Annotated in this window: 18 protein-coding genes; 8 read left to right on the forward strand and 10 right to left on the reverse strand. The window is 65.2% G+C overall.

Features of this window, described 5'->3' with window-relative positions; translation table 11 throughout:
• Positions 1–297 precede the first annotated feature (297 nt).
• Positions 298–2,043: a hypothetical protein gene (locus tag KA354_13020; GenBank protein MBP7935561.1), complete on the reverse strand. Its 1,746-nt coding sequence runs from the start codon at positions 2,041–2,043 to the stop codon at positions 298–300.
• 291 nt (positions 2,044–2,334) lie between these two features.
• Between KA354_13020 and KA354_13025 the strand changes: the two genes are divergently transcribed.
• Positions 2,335–3,258 (forward strand): FAD:protein FMN transferase, encoded by a 924-nt coding sequence (locus KA354_13025; protein MBP7935562.1) that lies wholly within the window; start codon positions 2,335–2,337, stop codon positions 3,256–3,258.
• A 31-nt stretch (positions 3,259–3,289) separates the two neighbouring features.
• On the opposite strand, the gene KA354_13030 is transcribed toward KA354_13025, so the two are convergent.
• The 8 genes from KA354_13030 to KA354_13065 all read right to left on the reverse strand — a co-directional run bounded on the left by KA354_13030 (position 3,290) and on the right by KA354_13065 (position 14,289).
• A complete protein-coding gene (locus KA354_13030) occupies positions 3,290–4,831 on the reverse strand; it encodes a DoxX family membrane protein (protein MBP7935563.1) in 1,542 nt (513 codons plus the stop codon).
• Between the two features lie 4 nt (positions 4,832–4,835).
• A complete protein-coding gene (locus KA354_13035; protein MBP7935564.1) occupies positions 4,836–6,761 on the reverse strand; it encodes a hypothetical protein in 1,926 nt (641 codons plus the stop codon).
• Positions 6,762–6,941: 180 nt separating this feature from the next.
• Positions 6,942–7,421 (reverse strand): GNAT family N-acetyltransferase, encoded by a 480-nt coding sequence (locus tag KA354_13040; protein MBP7935565.1) that lies wholly within the window; start codon positions 7,419–7,421, stop codon positions 6,942–6,944.
• 8 nt (positions 7,422–7,429) lie between these two features.
• Complete coding sequence (gene ftsH, locus KA354_13045) at positions 7,430–9,445, reverse strand: ATP-dependent zinc metalloprotease FtsH (protein ID MBP7935566.1); 2,016 nt, start codon at positions 9,443–9,445, stop codon at positions 7,430–7,432.
• Positions 9,446–9,478: 33 nt separating this feature from the next.
• Positions 9,479–10,024 carry a hypothetical protein gene (locus KA354_13050; GenBank protein ID MBP7935567.1) on the reverse strand — a complete coding sequence of 182 codons (546 nt, stop codon included), beginning with the start codon at positions 10,022–10,024 and terminating at the stop codon, positions 9,479–9,481.
• Positions 10,025–10,084: 60 nt separating this feature from the next.
• A complete protein-coding gene (gene bamD / locus KA354_13055; GenBank protein ID MBP7935568.1) occupies positions 10,085–11,194 on the reverse strand; it encodes an outer membrane protein assembly factor BamD in 1,110 nt (369 codons plus the stop codon).
• A gap of 132 nt (positions 11,195–11,326) precedes the next feature.
• Positions 11,327–12,766, reverse strand: a complete 1,440-nt coding sequence (locus tag KA354_13060; protein ID MBP7935569.1) for an MATE family efflux transporter — start codon at positions 12,764–12,766, stop codon at positions 11,327–11,329.
• 95 nt (positions 12,767–12,861) lie between these two features.
• A complete protein-coding gene (locus KA354_13065; protein ID MBP7935570.1) occupies positions 12,862–14,289 on the reverse strand; it encodes a radical SAM protein in 1,428 nt (475 codons plus the stop codon).
• 78 nt (positions 14,290–14,367) lie between these two features.
• Between KA354_13065 and KA354_13070 the strand changes: the two genes are divergently transcribed.
• The 4 genes from KA354_13070 (at position 14,368) to KA354_13085 (ending at position 17,991) form a co-directional block, all read left to right on the forward strand.
• Positions 14,368–14,859 (forward strand): GNAT family N-acetyltransferase, encoded by a 492-nt coding sequence (locus KA354_13070; GenBank protein ID MBP7935571.1) that lies wholly within the window; start codon positions 14,368–14,370, stop codon positions 14,857–14,859.
• Positions 14,860–15,006: 147 nt separating this feature from the next.
• On the forward strand, positions 15,007–15,780 hold the full coding sequence (gene larB, locus KA354_13075) for a nickel pincer cofactor biosynthesis protein LarB (GenBank protein MBP7935572.1): 774 nt from the start codon (positions 15,007–15,009) through the stop codon (positions 15,778–15,780).
• 14 nt (positions 15,781–15,794) lie between these two features.
• Positions 15,795–16,754 carry an NAD(P)H-hydrate dehydratase gene (locus KA354_13080; protein ID MBP7935573.1) on the forward strand — a complete coding sequence of 320 codons (960 nt, stop codon included), beginning with the start codon at positions 15,795–15,797 and terminating at the stop codon, positions 16,752–16,754.
• A gap of 103 nt (positions 16,755–16,857) precedes the next feature.
• Positions 16,858–17,991: a DUF763 domain-containing protein gene (locus tag KA354_13085; protein ID MBP7935574.1), complete on the forward strand. Its 1,134-nt coding sequence runs from the start codon at positions 16,858–16,860 to the stop codon at positions 17,989–17,991.
• A 74-nt stretch (positions 17,992–18,065) separates the two neighbouring features.
• Here the strand turns inward: KA354_13085 and KA354_13090 are convergent, their stop codons facing one another.
• On the reverse strand, positions 18,066–18,974 hold the full coding sequence (locus KA354_13090; GenBank protein MBP7935575.1) for a PhzF family phenazine biosynthesis protein: 909 nt from the start codon (positions 18,972–18,974) through the stop codon (positions 18,066–18,068).
• Positions 18,975–19,177: 203 nt separating this feature from the next.
• Here KA354_13090 and KA354_13095 point away from each other — a divergent pair, with 203 nt between their 5' ends.
• The 3 genes from KA354_13095 to KA354_13105 all read left to right on the forward strand — a co-directional run bounded on the left by KA354_13095 (position 19,178) and on the right by KA354_13105 (position 23,233).
• Positions 19,178–19,900, forward strand: coding sequence for a hypothetical protein (locus KA354_13095; protein ID MBP7935576.1), 723 nt, complete (start codon positions 19,178–19,180; stop codon positions 19,898–19,900).
• A gap of 1 nt (position 19,901) precedes the next feature.
• Positions 19,902–21,602 (forward strand): Flp pilus assembly complex ATPase component TadA, encoded by a 1,701-nt coding sequence (gene tadA / locus KA354_13100; protein MBP7935577.1) that lies wholly within the window; start codon positions 19,902–19,904, stop codon positions 21,600–21,602.
• Between the two features lie 308 nt (positions 21,603–21,910).
• Positions 21,911–23,233 (forward strand): dipeptidase, encoded by a 1,323-nt coding sequence (locus KA354_13105; GenBank protein ID MBP7935578.1) that lies wholly within the window; start codon positions 21,911–21,913, stop codon positions 23,231–23,233.
• The last annotated feature ends 110 nt before the right edge of the window (positions 23,234–23,343 follow it).

The following is a 23,343-nucleotide window of genomic DNA, read 5'->3' on the forward strand; positions in this document are numbered from 1 at the left end:
TGGGCATTTGACGAAGATGGTCATGCTTTTGCTAAACGAAGCCACCGCTGAGCCGCTCGAGCTGCGTTTTTGGCCGCGCCAGGGCGGTTTTGGCCGGTGGCGATCGACGAGCGCCGGCGCCAAACGAAGCCAATATCCGCGGTCCGAAGCCGAGGCCCGCGGTCAGTTGTCGGGGATCGGCAATCAGCCGGAGGAAGACGGGGGATCATTCTCTCCGGTTTGGGCTTGGAGGGAATAACACCACGGGTGTCCCGGTTGAGCGCGGGCAGTGAACGTCGGCTGCGGTGAGGCTTCCATTCAGCATCCCGGGGGCTGGCCGGGGCCGGTGAGGCAGGGGGAGAACAGTCGGAGGTCCTGTGGGTCGGCATCGCCGTCGGCGTCCAGATCGGCGGGGGCGCAGCCCGGTGCATAGCTGACGGCGTTGCCCGACAGGCATCGCTGGAGGAAGGCGAAGTCGTCCAGGTCCACGTCGTGGTCCAGATCGAAGTCGGAGCATTGGATTCTGGCAACCGGGGTGGTCGGCGTCGGGGAGTAGTTCAGGGTCGCGTCGTAGGCGAAGATGGCGTAGTAGTGCGACGTATTGCATTCCACGTTAGCATGCACGTACTGGTCGCGGGCGTCTGGGACACCGGGCTGATCCGCGAGCAGCGTGCCGTCGGTTGGGCCGGTCGGATAACCGGTCGTCTTGAACACGATCCTGGTTCCAACGAGGTCCAGGTCGGGGGGGTTCGTCCAGGACAGGGTGATGTGGTGGTAGGCGATGGTCGTCGCGACCTCGGCGACGGGGCCGGGAGGCGTGAGGTCGACGGGTGTTGCCATGGTTGCGGCGGTGTACAGGTAGGATCGGGCGACGGCCGCCTGGTCGTTCAGTTCCCAGGATGTACGGATGGTGCCGGGTGTGTAGGGATCGCGGGACCACAGTCGGCCGTAGTGGCCGTTGGGGTCTTCGCGGTTGGTGTGGAGCCAAGTCATGGCGGTGATGACGGTCTGGAGCCAGGCGGGGTTATAGTCGTGGAGATAGAGGTTATTGAGGGCGTCCACGAGTTCGAAGGCCCAGTAGCCCTCGTCGCGGATGGCTCCGTCGGTGAAATACGCCGCGACGGATGTGTGGCTGATGCGTTGGGCCTCGTGGAGGTCGGCGACGTTGCCGGTGGCATCGTAGAAGAGGAGGTTGCAGGAGATGCCGATGCCGGCGCTGTTGATGAGTGTGTATCCGTCGCTCGTGCCGGCGTTGTTGCCGGTGAGCAGGAATCGCTCCTTGAAGAGGCCGTTGGACTGCTGAACATGGGAGGCGGCCCAGGCATAGAGACGGTTCGCGTCGTCGAGGTATCGTGTCTGGCCGGTGATCGGGTAGAGCAGCAGGGCGGCTCGGGCCGCCTGGAGGGTGGATACAGCGTCTTTGGATGAGTGGTCGGGCACGCTGAAGTAGATTCCGCCGCCGCCGGCCAGGTCCTCGCCGGAGATGACGAAGTTGTAGGCTGCGACTGCGCGGTCGAGGTACCGTGGCTCGCCGGTGAGGTTATAGGCCTCGGCCAGAGAGACAACGAGGTGGCCGTTGTCGTCGTAGAAGAGCGTGGCGCCGGAGCTGACCCCGGACCGGTAGCCGCCGGCAGCGCCGGTGCCGTTTCGCCAGTAGCGGGTGTGGAGTTCGTCGGCGAAGGCGCGGAGGATGGGGGCGTAGACTGTCGGGTTGATTCGCACCAGGGCGTTGAGTACGCGGAACTGGGTGGCGACCGGCCAGACGTAGGCGAAGCCGCCGTCGCCGCCGTAACGGTCCCCGTCGAGTGAAGCCGCCTCGGCGTAGAGGTTGGAGCCCGGCACGCGGAGTGACTCGTTGATTTTCTGATAGACGTTCTGTCCCCAGGCCTGCAGCGGCGGGTCGGCCGACCGAACGGTTGCCGGATGGGCGATCAGGGTCATAAGCAGGGCGATGACTGGAACCGGGCGTCGCAGTGGCCGAATCGCCCAAGTCGCCACGTGCGGGCGGCAGGTAGTTGCCACCGGGATCCATGGCGCGGTGATTCGCTGGTTCCTCCTCAACATCGTCCAGAAGCGTCCATCAGGGGCTTTTGTTCCGCAGCCTCATTGTACCATGACCTGGGGCATCTTTCTAGCAGCAGATGAGTCTGTCACCGTGGCGTGCAGCGTATCGTCGGAAGGGAGGAGGGGATCCGATCGGGTATGATGGGGGCCTAGGCCGAGGCCGCTTTGTGGGGGGTGCGAGGACGGAGCTTTGGCCCGGGCGGGGATGGTGGCGTAGGGTGTAGGAGTGCGGCCGTGTTCAGATGGTCCCGTTTCCGAAGGCGTCGTCTCGGTACATGGACTGGGGAGACGATGGGAACGGCGTACACGGTCAAGTTGGCGGGTTGCGGCCGGCCTGCGCCGGGCGATCTGGAATCCCTGCGGGAGGCGGTTGAGGGAGTGCTTCGCTCGGTGCAGCAGGCGATGTCGGTTTACCTGCCGGATTCGGAGCTGTCGCGGTTCAACCGGCACGAGGATGGTTCTCCGTTTCGGATGTCGGCCGAGACCTTCCATGTGTTCCGGCGAGCGATTCAAATTGGGGAGGAGTCTGGCGGGGCGTTCGACATCACCGTTGGGCCGATGGTCAGTCTGTACGGGTTTGGCCCGGACCCCTTTCGGGTCGATCTGCCCTCCGACGAGGAGCTGGCCGGGCTGCGTTCGTTCGTCGGGTACCAGAAGCTGGAGCTGGATTCCACAGCAGGGGCCATTCGAAAGAGGCATTCGAAGGTGTGGTGTGATCTGTCGGCCATTGCCAAGGGGTACGGCGCCGATCGGGTGGCGGCGGTTCTGGACCGACGCGGCGTGGCGGACTACATGGTGGAGGTCGGCGGCGAGGTACGGGTTCGGGGGTGCAATCTTGATGGGAAGCCCTGGCGGATCGCGATCGAACGTCCGGCGGCGGATGACGTGGAGATCCATCGGGTTGTGCCGTTGATTGACCAGGCCATTGCCACGACCGGAGACTACCGGGTGTTCTACATCAGGGATGGCAAGCGGATCTCGCACACCATTGATCCGCGGACCGGTCGCCCGGTGGGGCACTCGCTGGCCTCGGTCACGGTGATTGCCGACGATTGCGAGTCGGCGGACGCATGGGCTACGGCCTTGATGGTCCTGGGGGCGGAGGAAGGTGGGGCTCTCGCCGAACGAAGGCGCATGGCGGCGTTGTTCCTGATTCGTGGCGAGGACGGCCGGATCGAGGAAAGGGCGACCGCCGCCTTCCCGGGTTCAGGTTGAGGCGCTCATCCGTTCGCGGGTTTGCACTGATTCACAGGGCTCGCCACGGCCGGGTGCGGTCGTTTGTTTTCGCCAGGTTGGCGAGGATGGACGAGACCAGGTTGACGTCGGCGACGATCTGGAAGTCGTACATGCCGGCGCAGATGAAGTCGGCGCCGTTCCGGAAAGCGTATAGGAAGCCGTCTTCGGGCTTGATAGCGCCGGCGGCCATGACCTTGAAGGCGATCCACGGCTCCGGCAGGTCGCTCATCAGCTTGATGGTCTCGTCCGGTTCCAGGCAGAAGTTGTTGTCGTGATCGCCCTCGGTGGTTCGTGAAGACCAGTAGTTGTGATGGTGGAGGGTCTTCATCCAGAAGTCGGGGTGGATGCTCTTGTCGACACAGGCTTGGATGGTCTTGAGGCGGTGGCCACCGATGCCGGCGGGCAGGCCGGCGGCCCTGATTGTCTGCACCGCGCGGTAAATCTCATCGATCTTGCCTTCCTCGACCAGCCGGTCTGCTGTTCCGCCCTGGACGTAGGCGGCATGGGCCCCGCCCTCGATGGACAGCTTGACCGCCGCCGCCAGATCACTGCCGCCGCAATCGGAGACGAACTGGATCTTGCCGCCGTACTCGTTCCAGTACTTCTGGGCGATCCGCAGCAGCATGGGGTGAGTCAGGAACGTGTTGATGCCGCACTTCTCGGCCAAGCGGAAGGTGTTGATGACTCGTTCATCGGTGTGGTAGGCCTTGACCAGGTCGGAGACGTACAGGAGGTCGCGTGAATGAGCCCAACCGCCGATGAGGTTTCCGCCCATGATGAGCCGGCTGAGTTTCAGCTTGCCGATGTGGCCGTAGGTCATGGTGCCGGTCAGGTCCTTGAGTCGGGAGAAGGTGAACTTTTTGAGGGTTGCGGAGGTTCGCCCATCGGCTCCGGCCTCGACCAGGAGTCGTTCCTCGTGGCTGTCCCACTTGCGTTTCCGGTCCACGGTGTACCAGAAGGCTCCGAGGGCCGGAATTCCGGCCAGGTCGCGCAGGAAGAGGCGCCGGTGGGTGAGGCGTGGGTCCTCGTCGGTGGCGGGTTCTGCCGGGGCGATTTTGGCGGTTCGGTTCGTGGCCGGCTGTTGTCGTGCCCGGATGGACCGCAGGATTCCGTCCAGCCCGTACATCCAGCCCCGCGGGATGAAAACGAACATGATCAGGGCGGCGATCTCGATCAAGTTCTTGTTGATGATCAGGTAGTTGCCCTCGCCGTACACGCCGCGCAAGCCGATGAAGGGCGGGTTAGAGATGTAGTAGAGCGAGAGGAGTACGGCGCCGGCGAAGGCGGAGAGGCGGGTGAAGACGCCGAGCATGAGGCCGAGGCCGATGAGGCCCAGTCCCCACATGTTGAGCAAGTCCACGGCATGAAGTGTGGTCGGCGATTCGGTCAGTCCGCGGAAGAACGGGGCCAGCCGCCACGTTGAATCGGTCAGGTAATCGGCCGAGCTCCAGTCCTTGGCGAGGATCTTGATGACGCCCTCGTAGAGGAAGTGCCAGCCAATGACCATCCGAAGCAGCGTCAGCACCCAGCCCGATCGCCAATTTGCGCGCATGGATTCACCTCGTTTTGTCCCTTGCGGACTCTATCTTAACCGATTCATCTCCGGGTTTTCCACACTCGATCGCGGCGGCCGAAAAGGCGGGTAGCGTCACCTTGTTGCCCTTGACAGCCGTCCGGGTCACCGCGATACGGGCGGGGGCGGTCCAGTGGTTCATCGCGTCCGGCTGCCGGGCGTCCAGGGTATCGGATACGGTCTCGATGGCCAGGCAGGTGAAGGCATCACCGAACTCGGTCAAGTCAAGCACCAGGTCGGTGGGCTCGTTTTTCAGGCTGACCACGAACAGGCAGACCGCCTTGCGGTCGAGTGTGGCGCAAGCCATGCCGTCGAGGCCGTCGGGTAGGTTGCCGAGGGCCAGCGGAATTGGCTTGGCGTGTTCGCTGTACAGCTTCATGACGTGGTAGCTGGGGCGTTTGAGCAGACCGGCCGGGCTGGTGCCGATGATGCCGCTGCAAGAGCTGTTGGCCATGTTCGAGCGGCAGGCGATCTCCACGAGGTCGGAGTGGCGGGCGAGCAGGTTCAGATAGCGGGCGTTCAGCAGGGCACCCTCGAGGGTTAGCATTTTGCCGCGCATGAGTCCCCAGTCGCCGGCGGTGAAGTTCCACTCGGTGACGGCGAGTCGGATGTGGTCGCATCCGGGTGCGTTGCGTATCATGCGGTCGAGCTTATTGAAGTCGGCCTCGCACCCGCCGAGGTCGGGCGTGTAATGGTGTGGGGCGATGTAGGCGATGCTCTTGCCGAGGGTGTCGAGCACCTTCTGGGACGGAAACGAGGAAAGGAGCCGGACGCTCGGATCGGCTCGCTTCATCGCCTCGAAGAAGGCCGGGCACTTGGCGACGTAGTTATCGTCCTCGCCGCTGATCTCGTTTCCGAGTTGCCAGTACTTGACGTGGTACGGGTCGGGGTGCCCGTTGGCCGCGCGTTTTGCGCCCCAGTCGGTGTTCGCCGGGCCGTTGCAGTACTGGACCAGGTCGGCGGCGTTCTGGGGTCCATCGGAGAAGCTGAGGCAGATCAGCGGCTCGGCCTGAACCAGCTCGCAGAACTGGCAGAACTCGTCTATGCCGACGTCGTTCGAGTCGATTCGCCCCCAGATGGTATTTGGGAAGGGCACGCGCTGATCGCGGTTGCCGATGCCGTTTTTCCAGCGATAGCCGCCCGGATCGATCGCGCTGCCGCCCCATCGGATGACCGCCGGCCTGGCCGCCCTGATCGCTTCGATCACGTCGGTTCGCCAGCCCTTGAGGTTTTCCGCAGGCATGAGCGAGAGCTTGTCCGCCCAGACGGTGCCCTTGCCGGTCGCTCGGATTTCGAACACCGCCCGGTCGGTGGTCCCGCCGGAGGTCAGCTGGGCCGCCGCTCGGGTCCACGTCGTGCCAGGCGTCGGAAGGCTGGCCGCGGCCAGCTCGGTCCAGTCGCCCTGCGGAAGGGCCGCCTTGATCACGACCTGCACGCGGGTATCGGCGGCATCCGTTCGGAAGTGGCCGGTGAAGTGGTAAGTTGCGTCCTTGGTCACGGCCAGGCCGGGCTGGGCCATGCCCGCGGGCCCGTCCAGCCGGCCGGTGATGCGAGCGCAGCGTGGGCCGTTGAATGCCCCGGCGGTCTCAAGGCTCCAGTCATCGCCGGGCACCCACAGGCGGTCGCAGGTATTCGTCGCTCCGTCGTAGTAGACCCAATTGGCGCAGCGGGTGACCCCTTCGAAGCCGCGGTCGTTGAGCATCTCGGACCACATGCCCGGTATCAGATCGTCGAGCGGCTCCATGAAGTTGCCGAAGAGCATGGGGTTGACCTTGCCTTCGTGGAGCGGGCGGTTGGATACCTTGACGGGCACGTCACCCGCCAGGGCGAGCAGATTGCCGACGGCGACGAGGGCTGCGATCAGGCTGATGGGTATGGGCGTGGATCGTCCTGGGCCGCCGATGGTCATGATGGGACTGCTCCTGGATGGACGTTGATCGATCAACTTGGCCAGCATCATGACCGATGGGATGAGCGGTGTCCAACGCGAAGAGCGGGTTTTGAGCAGGTGGCTTCTGGGCTGAAGCTCGCGCCGGCGAAGCGGGTGGCGTTCGCGGGCTCGCGGCGGGTGGTCAAAGGCCGGAGCGGTTCAGATATCGTCGGACGAGTCGTCGTCGGCCGTATCGCCCAGGTCGCATTCCATGATGATGAGGTTGGTGCCGGTATCCGGGTCGAGTCGCAGCCCGACGATGTCGTAGCCTTGCCGGATGGCCAGGTGGAGCATGGGGCGCTGGCTGTTGTAGCATTCGAAGCGGATGATGTGGTAGCCGTTGTCGCGGACCCAGGCGGTCATGGCCTCCATGAGTTGGGCGGCGATACCGGATCGGCGGTACTGGGCAAGCACGCCGACCAACCAGCAGTAGAAGGCACCCGGTTTGAGCTCGTAGCCGATGGCGAAGCCGGCGGGGTTGCGATCCACCTGAGCCAGAAGCAGCAGGGGGTTGTAGCGCCCGCGAAAGCGGCGTTCGAAGAAGGCTCGGTCGCGGCCCGGCCGAAAGACCTGCCGGAACAGATCGACCAGCAGGTCCAATTCGCCCAGCCCGACCGGTGTGATCTCGGCGTTGGCCATGCGTCACCTCAACTGGGCTGGGGCAGGGGTCCGGAGCCGAGTTCGGGTTCCGGCCTAGCCGGTCGGCTGGCCGGCGTGGGCGGTGGAGTGCCGGCCCGGTCTGCGTCGAGCAGGTCGCTGATCGTCGGGCGATCGAGCGTTTCACCTCGGAGCAGGGCGTGGACCTCCGACGCGTCCAGAGTCTCGTACTTCATCAGTGCCTGGGCGACGGCGTCGAGCTTGTCGCGGTTCTGGGTGAGGATCTTGCGGGTGTCCGCGTAGGCCTCGTTGATGATGCGGTGGACCTCCTCGTCGATCATCTGGGCGGTCTGCTGGGAGTGTTCCCGTCCGCCGGGCATGTCCCACCACTTGCTCGCCCGGGCGGCGTCATCGCCGTAGAAGATGAAGCCCACCCGATCGCTCATGCCCCACTCGGCGACCATGCGGTGAGCCATTTCCGTTGCCTGCCGGATATCGGAGGCCGCTCCCGAGTTCATGTCGCCGCAGGCCATCTCCTCGGCCACTCGGCCGGCGCACATGATCCGGAGCGTGGCCCGGACGTACTTGGCGCCGTAGGTGGTTCGGTCTTTTTCTGGAAGGGAGAAGGAAGCTCCGAGATACGGTCCCCGGGGGATGATACTCACCTTGTGGAGGGGGTCGGCCTCGGGAAGCAGCCCCTGGACTAGGGCGTGTCCCGCCTCGTGGTAGGCGGTGGCAATCCGTTCCTGGTCGTCGATGACCCGGCTCTTCTTGGCCCGGCCCCAGCGAACCTTGTCCCGGGCCTCCTCCAGGTCGGTCATCTCGACGTAGTCTTTGTTGGCCATGGTGGCCAGGATTGCGGCCTCGTTGATGATGGCCGCCAGATCGGCCCCGCTGAACATTGGCGTGCCGCGGGCCAGTCGCTGCAGATCGACGTTGGGGCCCATCTTGATTTTCTTGGCGTGGACCTTGAGGATGTCGAGTCGTCCCTTGACGTCCGGGAGAGGGACGAACACCTGCCGGTCGAATCGTCCTGGCCGGACCAGGGCGGGATCGAGCACATCGGATCGGTTCGTGGCGGCGATGACGATGACCTGGTCGGAGGTATCGAAGCCGTCCATTTCGACCAGGATGGCGTTGAGGGTCTGCTCGCGTTCGTCGTGTCCGCCGCTGGTGAAGCCGGCCCCGCGCCGCCGGCCGACGGCGTCGATTTCATCCAGGAAGATGATGCACGGCGAGTTGTCTTTGGCCTGCTTGAACAGGTCGCGGACGCGTGAGGCTCCGACGCCGACGAACATCTCCACGAAGTCGCTGCCGGAGATGCTGAAGAACGGCACGTCGGCCTCGCCGGCGATGGCCTTGGCCAGCAGGGTCTTTCCGCATCCTGGCTCGCCGACCAGCAGCACGCCGCGTGGAATGCGACCTCCCAGCCGCTGGAAGCGTTTCGGGTTCTTGAGAAACTCGATGATTTCCGAGCATTCCTCCTTGGCTTCCTGGACGCCGGCCACATCGTTGAAGGTGATGTTCGTGTGTTCCTTCGAGGTCACCCGGTGCTTGGATCGGCCGAAGTTGCCGAGCATGCCGCCCGGCCCGCCGCCGACGCCGCGGAACTGCCGGAAGATGAAGAACCAGATGAACGCAAAGACGACCAGCCAGGGCAGAAAGCCCAGCAGTATGTTGATCAGGATGCTCCCGCTGCCGTCGTACCGGAACTCCACCTTGTACTTGTCGAGTTCGGCTCGCAAGGCGGTATCGTCGGTGTGGCCGGGGAGGAGTTCGACCTGGAATTGCCGGGTTTCCCCCTGCCCGCGAACCTCGATGAGTTCGCCGATAATGCTGTCGCTCTTGATGACCACGGATTTGACGTTGTGGCTGCGGACCTCGGCCATGAACTGGTCGAAGCGCAGGGGGGCGCGCTCGGTGTAGCCCTGCATCACCATCATGACCAGGGTGAGGGAGATCAGAATGACGACAACCCAACCGAAGACGCCTCGCGACATGCGCATAGGCGGGCCTGGCGGCCGGGAGCGGGAGGGGCGATCATCACGTTCAGGATTGTCGGACATCCTTACACTATCCTCTCAGGGATCATAGACGCGCTACCAGTCCGTAGCCATCCGATCCACCACCGCGCGAGCCATCTTGGTCACCGCGTCAAACCGGCCATGTTCGATCGTTTCGCCGGCGGGGCGAACGTACTGGATCGTCGTGATCAGTCTGGGATGCTCCACGATGATCTTGCCCGTTCGCACATCCTGCCACCGGAAGCGAATCACCAGTGTACCCGCGGTGTCGCGCGGCAAGGCGGCAATGTGGTCGTGGCCGATGGCTGTTTCCTGCCACTCCAGCACTTCGCCGGACATGACCGAGTCGGCCTTTTCCTTGGGCGCGTTCTTGTAGGGGGTGCGCCGATCGATCTCCTTGCGTAGTGCCTCGGTCAGCTGAAACTCGATGCCTCGACGAAACTCCTTGGTCTGGAACATCTCCACGTAAACCGTGCGGATGTTCTTGCGGTACAACGAATCCGACGAGTAGCCGCAGCCCGCCATCATGAGTGCCAAGCCGGCCATGGGCAGCCAGGGTCCGAGAAAAAGGCTGCGCGGGGCTCGGGCGGGTTTCTCCCGTCGATCGACTAGTCTCATCATCGGCTGCATCTCCGCACCATTTCATCAGCTCGGCCCCATTGGACCGTCGCGCTGTTTCATCTACGGTTGGGCAGACTCCGCGGGTCGGCTGGCCGCTTCTGGCTCGGCACTCCGGGGTACCGGCTGACCCTCGGCTTCGGGGGCGGTCTCGGCTCCTTCGGCCGGTTCGCCCAGGGCTGTCAGCCGCCCCCGAGCCTGTCCGGCCGCCGGCGTGCCCGGCCAGCGAGTTGTCGTCGCCCGGTAGTAGTACAACGCCGCCTGCCGTTCGCCGGTCTTCTCGTAGAATCTGGCGATGTCGTAAGTCTTGTCCGCTCTTGTGGATGCGATCTGGTCGAGGAGCAGGGGGACATCCAGCTGCCGGGCCTGATCGGGGTAGTCGCCCATGAACTGGCGGAACCGTTCCTCGGCCTCGACCAGGGGGGCATCGTCGAACTTGATGCCCGGGAAGGCGGCCAGAGCCGAATACGCGCTGTACAGCTGGGATTTTGGCGCAAAACGGCTCTTGGGGAAGTCGCGGGAGAACCGGGCGTACTCCTCCTGGGCGACGTCAAACTCGCCGCGTTCGTAGTAGTAGTTCGCCTTGGTCAGCTGGGCCTGCTCCGCGAGGGGGGTGTCCGCGTAGTTGGCGATCATGTCGTCCATGATCTTGACCCCGCCCTCGCGGTCCTTGATACGAAGCAGGCCTTTGAGTGCTTTGCGGCGTTTGCCGGCCAAGTACTGCTCCCCAACCCGAAACAGGGCCGACAGCGAGCGTTCCGCATACTCGGAGCCGGGATAGTCGTTGAGCAGTGTTTGGTAGGTGTCCTGGGCCCCTCGGTAGTCGCCGGTTTCCAGGTAAGCGGTCCCTTTCAGGTACAGGGCTTCGGCGTGGCGGGGATGATCAGCACCGTACGTTTTCAGCCACTTCTTGACCTTCGCCAAGGCGGTCTTGAACTCGCTCCGGGCCATGTCCTGGCGGATGAGGTCCAGGTCGCCATCGGCGGTCCCGCTCACCGGCGGGCGGGCCTCGGTCCACCGCTGGGACTGGGGGTCGTACTGCAGACGCTCGACTCGTTCGCGCCTGGGTGGGGACACGGGGTCGGATGCCGCGAGGGCTGTCCCGGCGAGGAGGCCGAGTCCCGAAACCCAGCAGGCAGCCAAGCGGAGCTTCCGTTGGGACAGATCTGGCATGAAAGTGGCTCGCATAGCGGATCCCGTCACCTGGCTGATACCCTGAAGTCCTTACAGCGGGGGCGATTATAGGCACGACCGGCGCACCCTGCAAACGACCGGTCGGTCTTGGACGGCCGCCTTCGGTCGCGGTCACACCTGGATCGCGTCCCATCGCCCCCGGGTGAAGCGGATGGCATTGCAGATCGCTCGGAACGTCATGTCCAGACACATGCCGATCCATGCCCCCACCAAGCCCCCGTTCAGGGTGACTCCGCACAGATAGGCCAACGGCAAACGCCAGATCACCATACCCAGCAGCGTGTACAACAGGGGGTATCGCGTGTCGCCCGCGCCGCGCAAAGCGTTGGGGTAAATGATCATCAGTGCGCAGGGTATCTGAAAGAAGGCCAGGAGCCTCAACGCCGGAACGCCGATGGCGGAAACCCGTTCCAGGTCGCCGCTGGAGTTCATGACCGCATAGATCTGCTTCGCGAAGACGAAGTAGCCGACGCCCATCAACAGGCACAAGCCCGCGCCCTGGACCGCGGCCAAGTGACCGCTTCGCCGAGCTCGATCTGGTTGTCCGGCGCCCAGCGACTGGCCGACCATCGTCGCGGCAGCGACTCCCCATGCCCATGCCGGCAGATAGGAGAGGGCCTCCACGCGAATACCGACGAAGTGGGCGGCGACCGTGGCCGCTTGTTCCTCGCCCGTGGCCAGGTTGCTGATGATCATGAGAAAGGCGAACTGCCCGCTCCACAGGAAGATGCCGTCGATGCCGGCCGGGATGCCGACTCTCAGGAGGCGGCTCATCGAGTCGCTGCGGAAGGGCAACTCGCGGCGGAGAAGCTGTAGACCGCTCCGCCCGCGGAGCAGCAGGGCGACGGCAATGGCCCCGCCGAGGATTCTTGCGCACAGGGTGCCGTAGGCGATGCCCATGACGCCATAACTGGGAATTGGTCCCCAGCCGAATCGCAGGGTGGTGGACACCAGGATGTTGAACAGGTTGGCCGCGCACATGATGTAGAGTGGGGTGCGTGTGTCGCCTGTACCGCGCCAGCACGCCGCCGCGATCACGACCAGGGCTCCGGTGATGTGCCCGCACGCGTCGATCCGAAGGAACCGCACGCCGATTTCAGCGGCTTCTCCCTTCCAGTGAAGAAAACCTGGCATGTAGGGGGCGGCAAGCTGGAGCAGGGCGCAGGCGGCGACGCCCATGAGGACGGCCGCTCCCATCGCCTGGTTGGCGAAATGATTGGCCTGCTTGGGGTCACCCATGCCGGTATGGCGGGATACGAGTGCGGTGGCGCCCACTCCGACGAAACTGAAGAGCAGACCTGCCAGCCAACCCACCTGGGACGCGAGTCCGATGGCGGTGGTCGCTTCCTTGCTGATGGTCCCGGCCAGGAACATCTCGGTCAGCCCGAGCAACAGGAACAGAGACTGCTCGGCCAGCACCGGCAGTGCAAGCCAGAGCAGGGCGGAGGTGACCGACCGGGTGAGCAGGTGGTTGGCCGGCGCGGGCGGGCGGGAAGCGCTTTCCGCCACTGGGCCCTCGACGGAAGCAGACTCGTCAATCGCGTCTGGCAAGGGCGAGGGACTCCTGCGGTCGAGTGGCGTTCATGGCGACAGTGTAATCGAGCCCGGGGGCGACGACCATGGGCTGCGATCGAGGAAGAAGGCGGCTACAGGCGGCGGAGGATGTCCCAGTAGGCCCCGCGGTGCCCGGCCTGGATCGCGTTCTCCAGCACCGAGTTGTCGTTATAGTTGTAGTTGCTGGCGTCCTGAATCCGCGGCGGCGGAAAGAACCGCTGATCGCCGCCGATGAGATCGACGACCAGATCGAGCGGGCGCTCGCCCATCCCGCGATCGACGTAGAAGAGCGGTCCGAGGAAGCTGTCGTTGTCCTCGACCTGGCCGTGCAGGTGGGGGTTGCGTGTCAGCGGTCCCTGGGATCGAATCAGATCGGCCAGGTCTGTGCCCGGGTAGACCCGGACGCCGGTGGTCGCGCCCACCCGGTCCGGACCGACCGCTTTGATGAACTCGATCGACTCGCGGGTCGTGGCCACGGTCTCGCCCGGTCCACCGATGAGGAGGTCGAGCATGACCGCGAGGTTCAACCGGCGGCAGTAATTGACCGCATCTCTGATCGACTCGCGGGTGTAGCCGCGCCTCAGGGCGCTCAACATCCGGTCGCAGCCGGAATCGACGCCGAAGTTGATGCCGACGCACCCGGCCTCGCGCATGGCGGCCGCCAGTTCGGCGGTGAACGGGGACACGGTGCAGTAGCAGTACCAGCGGGCCCGCTCGCCCAGTCTGCGGCTGGTCAATGCCTCGCAGACGGCGATGGCATGGTCGATGGGGATATTGAACTCGCCGTCACACAGGTGCAGGCAGTTCACGCCTTTGCCGAGCAGGGTGTCGATTTCATCGGCCACCTGGCCTGGCGGCCGGCAGCGTACCGATCGGCCCTTGGCCACAGGGTCGGCGCAGTACGTGCAGCGGTGCGGACAGCCGCGTTTCGTTTCCACGTTCCCCTGGCCGCCTTCGCGGAAATAGCGAGCGTTGTCGATCGTGCCCCGCGAAGAGGGAATGTCGAGTGTGTTGCGGTATTGCGGGGGGTTGACGGTGTACTTCGCCTGGCCTGAACGGAAAACGAGTCCGGGGACGGTGTGCCAGTCGGTGCCGTTCGCGAGTGCGGTCGCCAATTGGAGAAAGGCTTCTTCTCCGTCTCCGGCGATTCCCAGCTCTGCGCCGGCGGCATCGAGGACCTGCTCCGGGAAGATGCTGTAGCCGCATCCGCCGAGGACGATGGGGGCCGCGGTTCCGGATCGAATGGTGCTTACCAGTTCGCGCAGGCGAGGCACGAAGTAGGCGCCGCTGGGCAGGTAGCAGTCATCGGTATTGCGGAAGGTCACGCCGACGACCAACGGGTCGGCGTCCGCTGCCGCCGCCGCGACCACCTCCGGTTTTCGGGAGGCGAAGGCCAAGTCGAGCAGCCGGACGTGGAAGCCCGCCGCCCGCAGCCCGTCGCCGATGTAGTCGAGGGCCAGCGGGGCCACGGGCGGTCGCATTTCGTTCGAGTTGACGAGCAGCACGTTGCCGTGGGTCATGGCGGCATTAGACCCGAAGCGGGCCGGGATCACAATCCATCTTGGCGATTTCGTTGGGATCCGTTACCTTGTCCCCCCATGCGCAATGAGCCGAAACTTGCACCGGTGCACGTTCGGGATGCCCGCCCGGAGGATGCCGAAGTCATCGCCGATTTCAACAGCCGCATGGCCGAGGAGACCGAGCATCGCCGGCTCGATCCGGCGACCGTCTTATCCGGCGTTCGCGAGGGTCTCAAGCGCCCGACGATGTGCCGGTTCTTCGTGGCGGAACTCGACGGCCGGATCGTCGGCCAGGCGATGGTGACCTACGAGTGGAGCGACTGGCGGTGCGGAGCGTTCTGGTGGATCCAGAGCGTCTATGTGCACCCGGACGCCCGGAAGTGCGGCGTGTTCCGATCGATCTACGCTCACCTGTCGGCCATGGCTCGCCAGGACCCCTCGGTCTGCGGACTGCGTTTGTACGTCGAGAAGGACAACCATCGGGCGATGGCGACGTATCGGCGGCTGGGGATGGAGACTTCCGGGCATCTGGTGTTTGAGGAAGACTGGTCCGGCCTGGCGAGCCGTTGACCGCGGCGGGTACCGCCCTGGCCTGCCCGCCGTCCTTCTTGCGGGTTGGTCTCACCCGCCTTCGCGTTTCCTGGGGTGGGCTCGCCTGCCAGGCACCCAGGGTGTTCCGGCATGGTATTAGCTTCGCATGAGCCATATGATAGCGGCATGGACGAAGCAGCGATCAGGAATTTGCTTGTTGACGTGCGGGCCAAGCGTCGGACCGTAGATCAGGCGGTGGCTCAACTCAGGCATCTGCCGTTCGAGGATCTGGGTTTCGCGAAGGTCGATCACCATCGGGCGATCCGCTGCGGGTTTCCCGAGGTCATCTACTGCGAGGGCAAGACCACCAAGCAGATTGTGGCCATCACCGGCAAGCGGCTTGCGGGCGGCGGCAACCTGCTGGCGACCCGGGCGAATCCGGACGTCGCCCGCGCGGTCCGCCGGCGATTCCGCAAGGCGGTCTACAACCCCGCGGCTCGAACGCTGACCGTTCGCCAGCAGCCGCCGGCGCCCGCCAAGGGTTTTGTGGCCGTGGTCTCTGCGGGCACGTCCGATCTGCCGGTGGCGGAGGAGGCCCGCGAGACCTGCGAGATCATGGACCAGCCGACCCGCAAGTTCTATGATGTGGGTGTTGCAGGTATCCATCGTCTGCTGGCCCACTCTGCCGAGCTTCAGCAGGCCCGGGCGGTCGTGGTCTGTGCGGGCATGGAAGGGGCCCTGGCCAGCGTGGTGGGGGGGCTGGTGTGCTGCCCGGTGATCGGCGTGCCGACCAGTATTGGCTACGGGGCCAGTTTCGGCGGCATCGCCCCGTTGCTGACCATGCTGAACAGCTGTGCTGCCGGCGTCTCGGTGGTGAATATCGACAACGGTTTTGGCGGCGGCTACATCGCCGCCCTGATTGCGCGCGGCGCTCCTCCGGAAGCGGAATCGGGAGCGTGATCGGGAGGCCTGCCATGAAATCGGCTCCGACATCCTCGTCGCTGGTGCGGGTGCGGCGTATCCCTTCATTGCCCGCTCGGCACAGTGAGGGGCACAAGGGCGATTACGGTCGCGTGCTGGTCGTCGGCGGCAGTCTGGGCATGGCCGGTGCTCCTGCCTTGGCGGGCATGGCTGCCCTGCGTGGTGGGGCGGGGCTGGTGACGATTGCCGTACCAGCCTGCATCCTGCCCACGGTGGCGGCGCTCTGCCCTTGTGCCACCACCATGGAACTGCCTGCCACCTCGGATGGCCAGATCGATCCGGTTGCGAGCCTCAAGATCTTCGGTCGACGCTCGCTGTTGGCTCGAGGTGCGGCCACCCCCGACGCCCTCGTGGTCGGGCCTGGTCTCGGTCTCGCACCTATTCCGTACGGCCAGCAGCTCTGGGCGCTGATCGACGCCTTCCGCGAGGGGGGGCGGTGCAAGGCGGTGGTTGACGCTGACGCCCTCAACCTGGCGGGGTTGGCCGGCGGCTCGGCGCCCGAGAATTGGGACTGCCGCGAGCATTGGAGCACGGTGATCACGCCGCATCCCGGCGAGATGGCCCGCCTGCACGGGGCGACCACCCGCGAGGTCCAGGCGGATCGGGAGGGTTTCGCCGTTCGCACCGCCCGGCTGCTCAACGCGCGTCAGCCAGAGGCCAAATGCCTGTCGGTCGTCGTTCTCAAAGGGGCGGGCACCGTGGTTACTGACGGCCGGCGGATCTACGTGAACAAGACCGGCAACCCCGGGATGGCCACCGGCGGAAGCGGCGATGTTCTATCCGGCATGATCGCCGCGGCCATGGGTCAAGGCCTGGACTGCTTCGATGCCGCGGTGTTCGGTGTTCAGGTCCATGGCCGAGCCGGCGACCTCGCCGTCAAGGCCAAGGGCCAGGTGTCGCTCATCGCCACGGACATCATCGAGGCCCTGCCGGGAGCCATGAAAGGGAGTTGAGAGTCGAGAGTGGAGGACGGAGAAAGGCGGATCCTCGCACTGACTCACTGTGTTTTGAGGTATTGACTTCCTGCTCCTTCTTCTGTTGGCACTCGGCATTGCCATGCTCCGCAGCACTGCTCATCTTCCGCTTCATGGTGGGAAGGCTCCGGCCTGGCTGTTCGATCGGATGCATCGGCTGGCCGGGTCGGTTGTGCAGCTCATCGTCGAGGATCGCGGGCCGGGGGAGATGCTGCGGCGGCTGGCCGATCCGCTGTGGTTTCAGGCGTTCGGGTGCGTGCTGGGCTTCGATTGGCATTCCAGCGGACTGACCACGGTAACCTGCGGAGCGATCAAGGAGGCCTACCGGCGACTGGGCGACGATCTCGGCGTGCATGTGGCCGGCGGCAAGGGCGGGGCTTCACGCAAGACGCCGGATCAGATCGCGGACGTGGCGGATCGTGTCGGATTGCCCGGCGACCGGCTCATTCACGCCTCGCGCATGTCGGCCAAGGTGGACAGCAGCGCGGTCCAGGACGGCTACCAGATCTACACCCACCACTTCTTCTTCGCGGTCGAAGACTGGTGCGTGGTCCAGCAGGGCATGAACGACGCCAACGGCTACGCCCGGCGCTACCATTGGCTCGGCAGCACGGTTGAGGATTTCGTGTGCGAGCCGCACAGTGCCGTAGCCTCGCCTCCGGCCGGGGGGGCTGGTCTGCTCAACATGGTGGCCCGACCGGCCGCAGGTTCCCGGCAACGGTCGGCGGAACTGGCCCGCATGGATCCGGCTCGCGTCCTGCGCGAGGTGAGCGCGGGGCCGTCGCTGTTCATGCCCGCCCATCACCCGGTCGAACGGGCGGACATCAATCCCCGGCGCCTGGAGCGCGTTCTGCGGATGACCTGCGAGCATCAGCCGGCCGACTTCGAGTCGCTGCTCGGCCTGCCCGGCGTGGGTCCGGCCACGATTCGCAGCCTCGCTCTGCTGTCGGAGTTGATCTACGGCGAGCCCGCCTGCCGGCTCGACGTCACCCGCCTTTGGACGCCGACCGATCCGGCCGCCTTCAGCTACGCCCACGGCGGCAAAGACGGCCACCCATTCCCCGTGGATCGAGCGACATACGACCGATCGATCGGGCTGCTCGAATCGGCCGTCCGGCGGGCCAAGATCGACCCGGCGGGCAAGGATCAGGCCCTGTTTCGGCTCAGTGCGTGGTGCGGCGGGTCGAGTGCGACGTCCCTGATGGGTGAGGAATGAATGGGGGGTCAACCATTGCCGCTGGATCGTGCCGGACGGCGGCAAGACGTCCTGATCGCCGCTCTTCTCGGGAATCAGGCGTACAGAATCCCCGCGCAGGTCGTGACGCACGAGCCACCGATTCTGGCCGCCCAGTGGGATTCCCCCTGACGTTGGACGAACACGCGGACCAGCCCCGCGCGCCCCGTGCCGGAGGACTGAACGCAGCGCAGCCCGGCCAGGTTCTCGACCCTGGGCACGAGGCCGGACGCGACCAGGTGAGTGGCCAAAGGACCATGAACACTGCCCGTCACCGGATCCTCGTGGATCCCCGCGGCGGGGGCGAAGAAACGCGACTGGACGGCAACCGAGGGTGTGACCGTGGCGGTGGTGGCGACGCAGACCCCCCGAATCCGCTGCTGCTGGCATAGATCGCCCAGTTCGCGGAACGCCGGTCGCAGGCCGTTCAGGGTCACGAGATCCTTGACGAAGACGATCAGGTCGCCGTCCTGGGTTTTGGCCGCCGCCAGCCGGCCGTCGATCGATTCTGCTTGGATGCCCAGGTGTTCCAGAAGGACGGGCGGGAGACTCGGCACCGGCGTCAGCACCGGATCCACCAGATCCAGCCAAACGACGTGCTCTTCGTCGATCAAGGCGGTCAGTGTGCCGCCACGGGTTTTGATTCTGACAGGTTCGCAGGCCGGGGGTTGGGCCGCGGGCAACCGGCCGGCTTCTGCGAGGGCATGGATCGTTGCGATGGTCGCATGCCCGCACATGCGCTCCTCGTGGACGGGCGTGAACCAGCGGATCTCGAGATCGAAGTTGCCGCATGGATCCACCGGCAGGGCAAATGCGGTTTCGCTCTGGTTCATCTCCAGGGCGATCTGCTGCATCTCCGCGTCGGTCAGGCCGGCGGCGTCGAGTACGACGGCCGCGGCGTTGCCCTGGAAACGCCGGGTGGTGAACGCATCGACCAGGCGGTAGTTGATCTCCCTGACGGCCAAGAGCGTTTCCTCCAATCCGGCTCCGCGTACGACCGGCCAGCGGCCGCGACCGAGGTTGGTTCAACCGGTGGCGCCGGTGCATGATCACCTGCTTGACCCGCTCTGACAAGCTCATTTACACGCCGGCGCGAGCCTGCTAATCTGGTGCCGAGGGGAGATGCGCCTGTGGCAGTAGCGGTGAGCCGTGGTGAGGAGGTCGGGTGATGACAACAAGCGGCCGCTGGGTGTGGCTGGTGTTCGGGCCGGTTGCCTTGCTGCTTGGCGGATGTGGGGGTGCCGATTTCGGGGGCGACGTCGCCGTGCCGGTGACGCAGCGATCCGTGCTTGCCGCAGATGTCGCCCTTGCGGACCCGATTCGCCTGCCCGGCGACCGGACGTTCAACATCCACCTCAAATCGGGTACCCGCGACCCGGGTGCGGACGGTACCGCTCACGAGGACTCGGACGCCACTGCGGCGGGTGATGCTCGGGCCCTGGCCGAGACCGCCAACGGCGGCAGGGCCGCATCCGAGTTCCGCGTCGGCCATGCTCTCGACAACCAATCGAACAAGTCGATCAGTGTCGGCATCCAGGTCGAGTTCGAGCTGGCCCACGCCTTGCGGGCTTCTCCGCAGCCGGCGTCCCAGACGCAGGCAACCGGGACACTGCGGCTTGTGGTTCTCGACAGCCGCAAGCGGACGCTCGCCAATCTGGACATCGCCCACCTGGTCAGTGATGAAGCCCGGGCCCAGTCCTCGAGCCTGGAGCGGCACGCACTCGACGTGACCTTCGATCCCAATCAGAGCTACAGCGTGATTCTCCACGGCAAGGCCGCCGCCTCGGCTGCGGCGTATCAGCAAGCGTCGGCCAGCATTGACGTCCGCAACCTCAAGATGCGGCTGACCTTCACTCCGGCTGGGCCGTCCAGCCAGCCGGCCGAGAAGTAACATGGCCCTACTCCAGATCACGACGCCCGAAGGCACGCGGGTTCTCGAGCTCGCCGCGGGCCAGGTCACCATCGGGCGGAGCGGCGGCAGCGACGTGGTCATCGAGGATGAGCGGGCCAGCCGGGCGCACTGCAGCATTCACCCGGTGGCCGGTGGAACATTGCTTCGCGATCTGGGCAGTCGAAACGGCACCAAGTTCCGGGGCCGGCGGATCGTCGAGCAGATCCTCGTTCCCTTCGGTGAGCCGTTCACCATCGGCCAGACGTCGCTGCGGGTCTTCGAGCAGTCCATTCCGCCGGTCGTGCCGGTGTCGCCGTCCGAGACCACGGTGGACGCCCAGGTCGACCTCCCGGTGGCCGAGGTGATCGAAGAGGACACCCTGGGGGACGAAATCGGTCCATCGGACCAGGATCGCCTGGTCAACGAGGCCCGCCGCGAGCTGAACAACCTCCGGACCACGGGCGAGGACCCCGGTTTCTCGCTCAACGAGATCTCGCTGCTGGACCATACGAACAAGCCGGTACACACCCCACAGAACGCCAGGACGGCCAGCCCGGCGGTGCGCACCCTCCGGTTGCTCTGTTACGGGGCGATCCGCGCCCGGGCGACCGACCTGCACTTCGATCCGGTCAACGACGGCTGCCAGGTCCGCTTTCGCATTGACGGCAAGATGGTGCCTGTTGTCCTCCTACCGGCTGGCGTCGCCCGGTCGCTGCTCAGCGTGGTCAAGGTCCTGTCCGAGCTCGACATCACTGGAAAGCACAACATCCAGGACGGCAGCATGACCATCGAGGCGAGCCGGCGGATCGACTGCCGCGTGTCGCTGACGCCCACCATGCACGGCGAGAAGCTCGTCCTTCGAGTGCTCGACAGCTATGGTGTTCCATCCCACCTGGAGGAACTGGGCCTCTCCGCCTTGATGCTCAAGCAGATCCGCGGGCTCTGCCAGCTCGACGCCGGCATGATGCTGGTCAGCGGCCCGACCGGCAGCGGCAAGACAACGACCTTGTACACCGCCCTCCGGGCTGTCGACTCCAGGAGCCGCAACGTGGTTACCATCGAGGATCCGATTGAGTACCACATGGAGGGCATTACTCAGATCCAGACCAACAGCGACAAGGGGCTGACCTTCAGTCACATCCTCAAGTCGGTGCTACGCCAGGACCCCGACGTCATCCTGGTGGGCGAAATCCGCGATCGCGAGACCGCCCAGACGGCCATGCAGGCGGCCATGACCGGACACCTGGTCCTCACCACCCTGCATGCCCGCGATACCATCGGATCCATCTTCCGGCTGCTCGACCTGGGCGTCGAGGCGTACATGATCGCCAACTCGATTTCGCTGTGCCTGGCTCAGCGGCTGGTTCGTGTGCTCTGCCCGCACTGCAAGCGGACCTACCGGCCCAAACCCAGCCAACTGGTCAAGATGAACATGGAGAGCCAGGGTGTCGATCTGCTGCACACCAACGTCGGCTGCCGCCGGTGCATGAATGTCGGATACTGGGGCCGGACCGCGGTCTTCGAGCTGCTCAACTTCAACGACAACCTGCGCGACGCTCTCATGACCACCAAGACCATCCATGACATTCGCCGCGCCGCCGGTGAATGGACCTACCAGAGCCTGCTGGAAAGTGCCTGCAAGAAGGTCATTGACGGCACGACCACGCTTGAAGAAGTGGAGCGCATCGCGGCCAGGGATTGAGCGGAACAGGGCGACAATCGCTGTCCCGCGGTTCACCGGCCAGAGACGCGGCGTCGGTGTCGGGGGATCCTGTCGCAGTCGGCCGGCGACAAAAAAGCCGCGCGGCGAACCGACGGCTCGTCGCGCGGCAAAAAAGCTCAGGATTCCTGCCGACCCGTAGGGGTCACTCGCCGCAATTCGGGTTCAGGGGGATCCCCGAACCACTGTAACACAGCTGGAACACGGCGAAATCCACCTGGTCCACGTCACCATCTTTGTCCAGGTCGCGGGCCTTCGATCGGAAACGTCAAGCGTACCTCGCGGACCTCATGACGTTCCTGCGTTTTGAGACTATCTCCGCCCAGAGCATCCATGCTGACGACATGCGCTGGTGCACCGAGTGGATTCGCGGCCAACTGGACCTCGCGGGGATCGAGGCCCGCGTGGTGCCAACCGCCGGGCACCCGGCCGTCCTCGGCGACAGCGGCCCGCTCCCCGGCAGACCGTCCGCTCCCACGCTTCTGGTTTACGGCCACTACGACGTTCAGCCGGTGGGCGACCTCAGACTCTGGAAATCGCCTCCTTTCGAGCCCGCCATTCGTGACGGGACCATCTTCGCCCGGGGCAGCGCGGACGACAAGGGCCAGACCATGACCCATCTGGCGGCCATGCGCTCCTGGAAGGAGACCGGAGAACCGCTGCCGGTCCGAGTCAAGTTCCTCATCGAGGGCGAAGAAGAGATCGGCTCAGTCCATCTGCCCGACCTCGTCCGCGAACGTGCCGACGAACTGGCGTGCGACTACGTCGTCCTCAGCGATACCAGCAGGTATGACGACGACACACCGGCCATGGATTACGCGACCCGAGGCCTGGTCTACAAGGAGATCATCGTCGACGGTCCGGCCCGCGATCTGCACAGCGGACAGTACGGGGGAACCGTCGCGAATCCGGCCAATGTCCTGGCCGGCATCCTGGCTTCGCTGCACGATGGAAACGGGCGGGTCACGATTCCTGGCTTCTACGACGACGTCCGCCCGCTCTCCAGCGATGAACGCGAAGCCCTCGCCCGACACGGCATGAGCGATGCTCAACTCCTGGCCGCTACAGGAAGCCCCGCCCCCTTCGGCGAGCTGGGCTTCACCACCACCGAACGGTACGGGGCTCGCCCCACCCTCGATGTCAACGGCTTGGTCAGCGGCTACATCGACGAAGGGGCGGCGACGATTCTCCCGTCTCGGGCGGCGGCCAAAGTCTCCATGCGACTGGTCGGCGATCAAGATCCCGACACAATCTCCAAAGCGTTCGACGCGGCCGTGCGGACGGCCTGTCCCGCCACCGTGCGACTCACCATCCTCGAACACTCGAACTGCGCGGCCTACCTTGCTCCGACCGATTCGCCGGGGATGAAGGCGGCCAGCGCGGCCCTCACCGAAACCTACGGCAAGCCACCCATCCTCACCCGGGGAGGCGGCACCCTGCCCATCCTGCCCATGTTCAGGAAGATCCTCGGGGCCGACAGCATCATGCTGGGCTTCTCCTCGCCGGACTGCAACGTCCACAGTCCCAACGAGTTCTTCCACGTCCGCGAGTTCGAGACGGGTACGCGTTGCGTGCTTCGATTCCTATCGCTGATGGGGAGTGTTCGGAGCTAACATCATCCCTGTCAAAGAGTTATGTTCTCTCGGGGACCGGACGATTCACCCCGCGGCCCTGGGACGACCTGGGTCCGAATCACTTCCGTCGTTTCTGGAACCGCCTTGTC

This window comes from Phycisphaerae bacterium (assembly GCA_018003015.1).
Classification (GTDB): Bacteria; Planctomycetota; Phycisphaerae; order UBA1845; family PWPN01; genus JAGNEZ01.

Excerpts from the sequence above, each read along its gene's own strand:
- KA354_13065 (MBP7935570.1), bottom strand. The coding sequence starts at position 14,289 with ATGACCCACGGCAACGTGCTGCTCGTCAACTCGAACGAAATGCGACCG.
- tadA (MBP7935577.1), top strand. The coding sequence starts at position 19,902 with ATGGCCCTACTCCAGATCACGACGCCCGAAGGCACGCGGGTTCTCGAG.
- KA354_13025 (MBP7935562.1), top strand. The coding sequence starts at position 2,335 with ATGGGAACGGCGTACACGGTCAAGTTGGCGGGTTGCGGCCGGCCTGCG.
- KA354_13050 (MBP7935567.1), bottom strand. The coding sequence starts at position 10,024 with ATGATGAGACTAGTCGATCGACGGGAGAAACCCGCCCGAGCCCCGCGC.
- KA354_13095 (MBP7935576.1), top strand. The coding sequence starts at position 19,178 with ATGACAACAAGCGGCCGCTGGGTGTGGCTGGTGTTCGGGCCGGTTGCC.
- KA354_13105 (MBP7935578.1), top strand. The coding sequence starts at position 21,911 with ATGACGTTCCTGCGTTTTGAGACTATCTCCGCCCAGAGCATCCATGCT.
- KA354_13030 (MBP7935563.1), bottom strand. The coding sequence starts at position 4,831 with ATGCGCGCAAATTGGCGATCGGGCTGGGTGCTGACGCTGCTTCGGATG.
- KA354_13080 (MBP7935573.1), top strand. The coding sequence starts at position 15,795 with ATGAAATCGGCTCCGACATCCTCGTCGCTGGTGCGGGTGCGGCGTATC.
- larB (MBP7935572.1), top strand. The coding sequence starts at position 15,007 with ATGGACGAAGCAGCGATCAGGAATTTGCTTGTTGACGTGCGGGCCAAG.
- ftsH (MBP7935566.1), bottom strand. The coding sequence starts at position 9,445 with ATGTCCGACAATCCTGAACGTGATGATCGCCCCTCCCGCTCCCGGCCG.
- KA354_13085 (MBP7935574.1), top strand. The coding sequence starts at position 16,858 with ATGCTCCGCAGCACTGCTCATCTTCCGCTTCATGGTGGGAAGGCTCCG.
- KA354_13035 (MBP7935564.1), bottom strand. The coding sequence starts at position 6,761 with ATGACCATCGGCGGCCCAGGACGATCCACGCCCATACCCATCAGCCTG.
- KA354_13070 (MBP7935571.1), top strand. The coding sequence starts at position 14,368 with ATGCGCAATGAGCCGAAACTTGCACCGGTGCACGTTCGGGATGCCCGC.
- bamD (MBP7935568.1), bottom strand. The coding sequence starts at position 11,194 with ATGCCAGATCTGTCCCAACGGAAGCTCCGCTTGGCTGCCTGCTGGGTT.
- KA354_13020 (MBP7935561.1), bottom strand. The coding sequence starts at position 2,043 with ATGTTGAGGAGGAACCAGCGAATCACCGCGCCATGGATCCCGGTGGCA.
- KA354_13040 (MBP7935565.1), bottom strand. The coding sequence starts at position 7,421 with ATGGCCAACGCCGAGATCACACCGGTCGGGCTGGGCGAATTGGACCTG.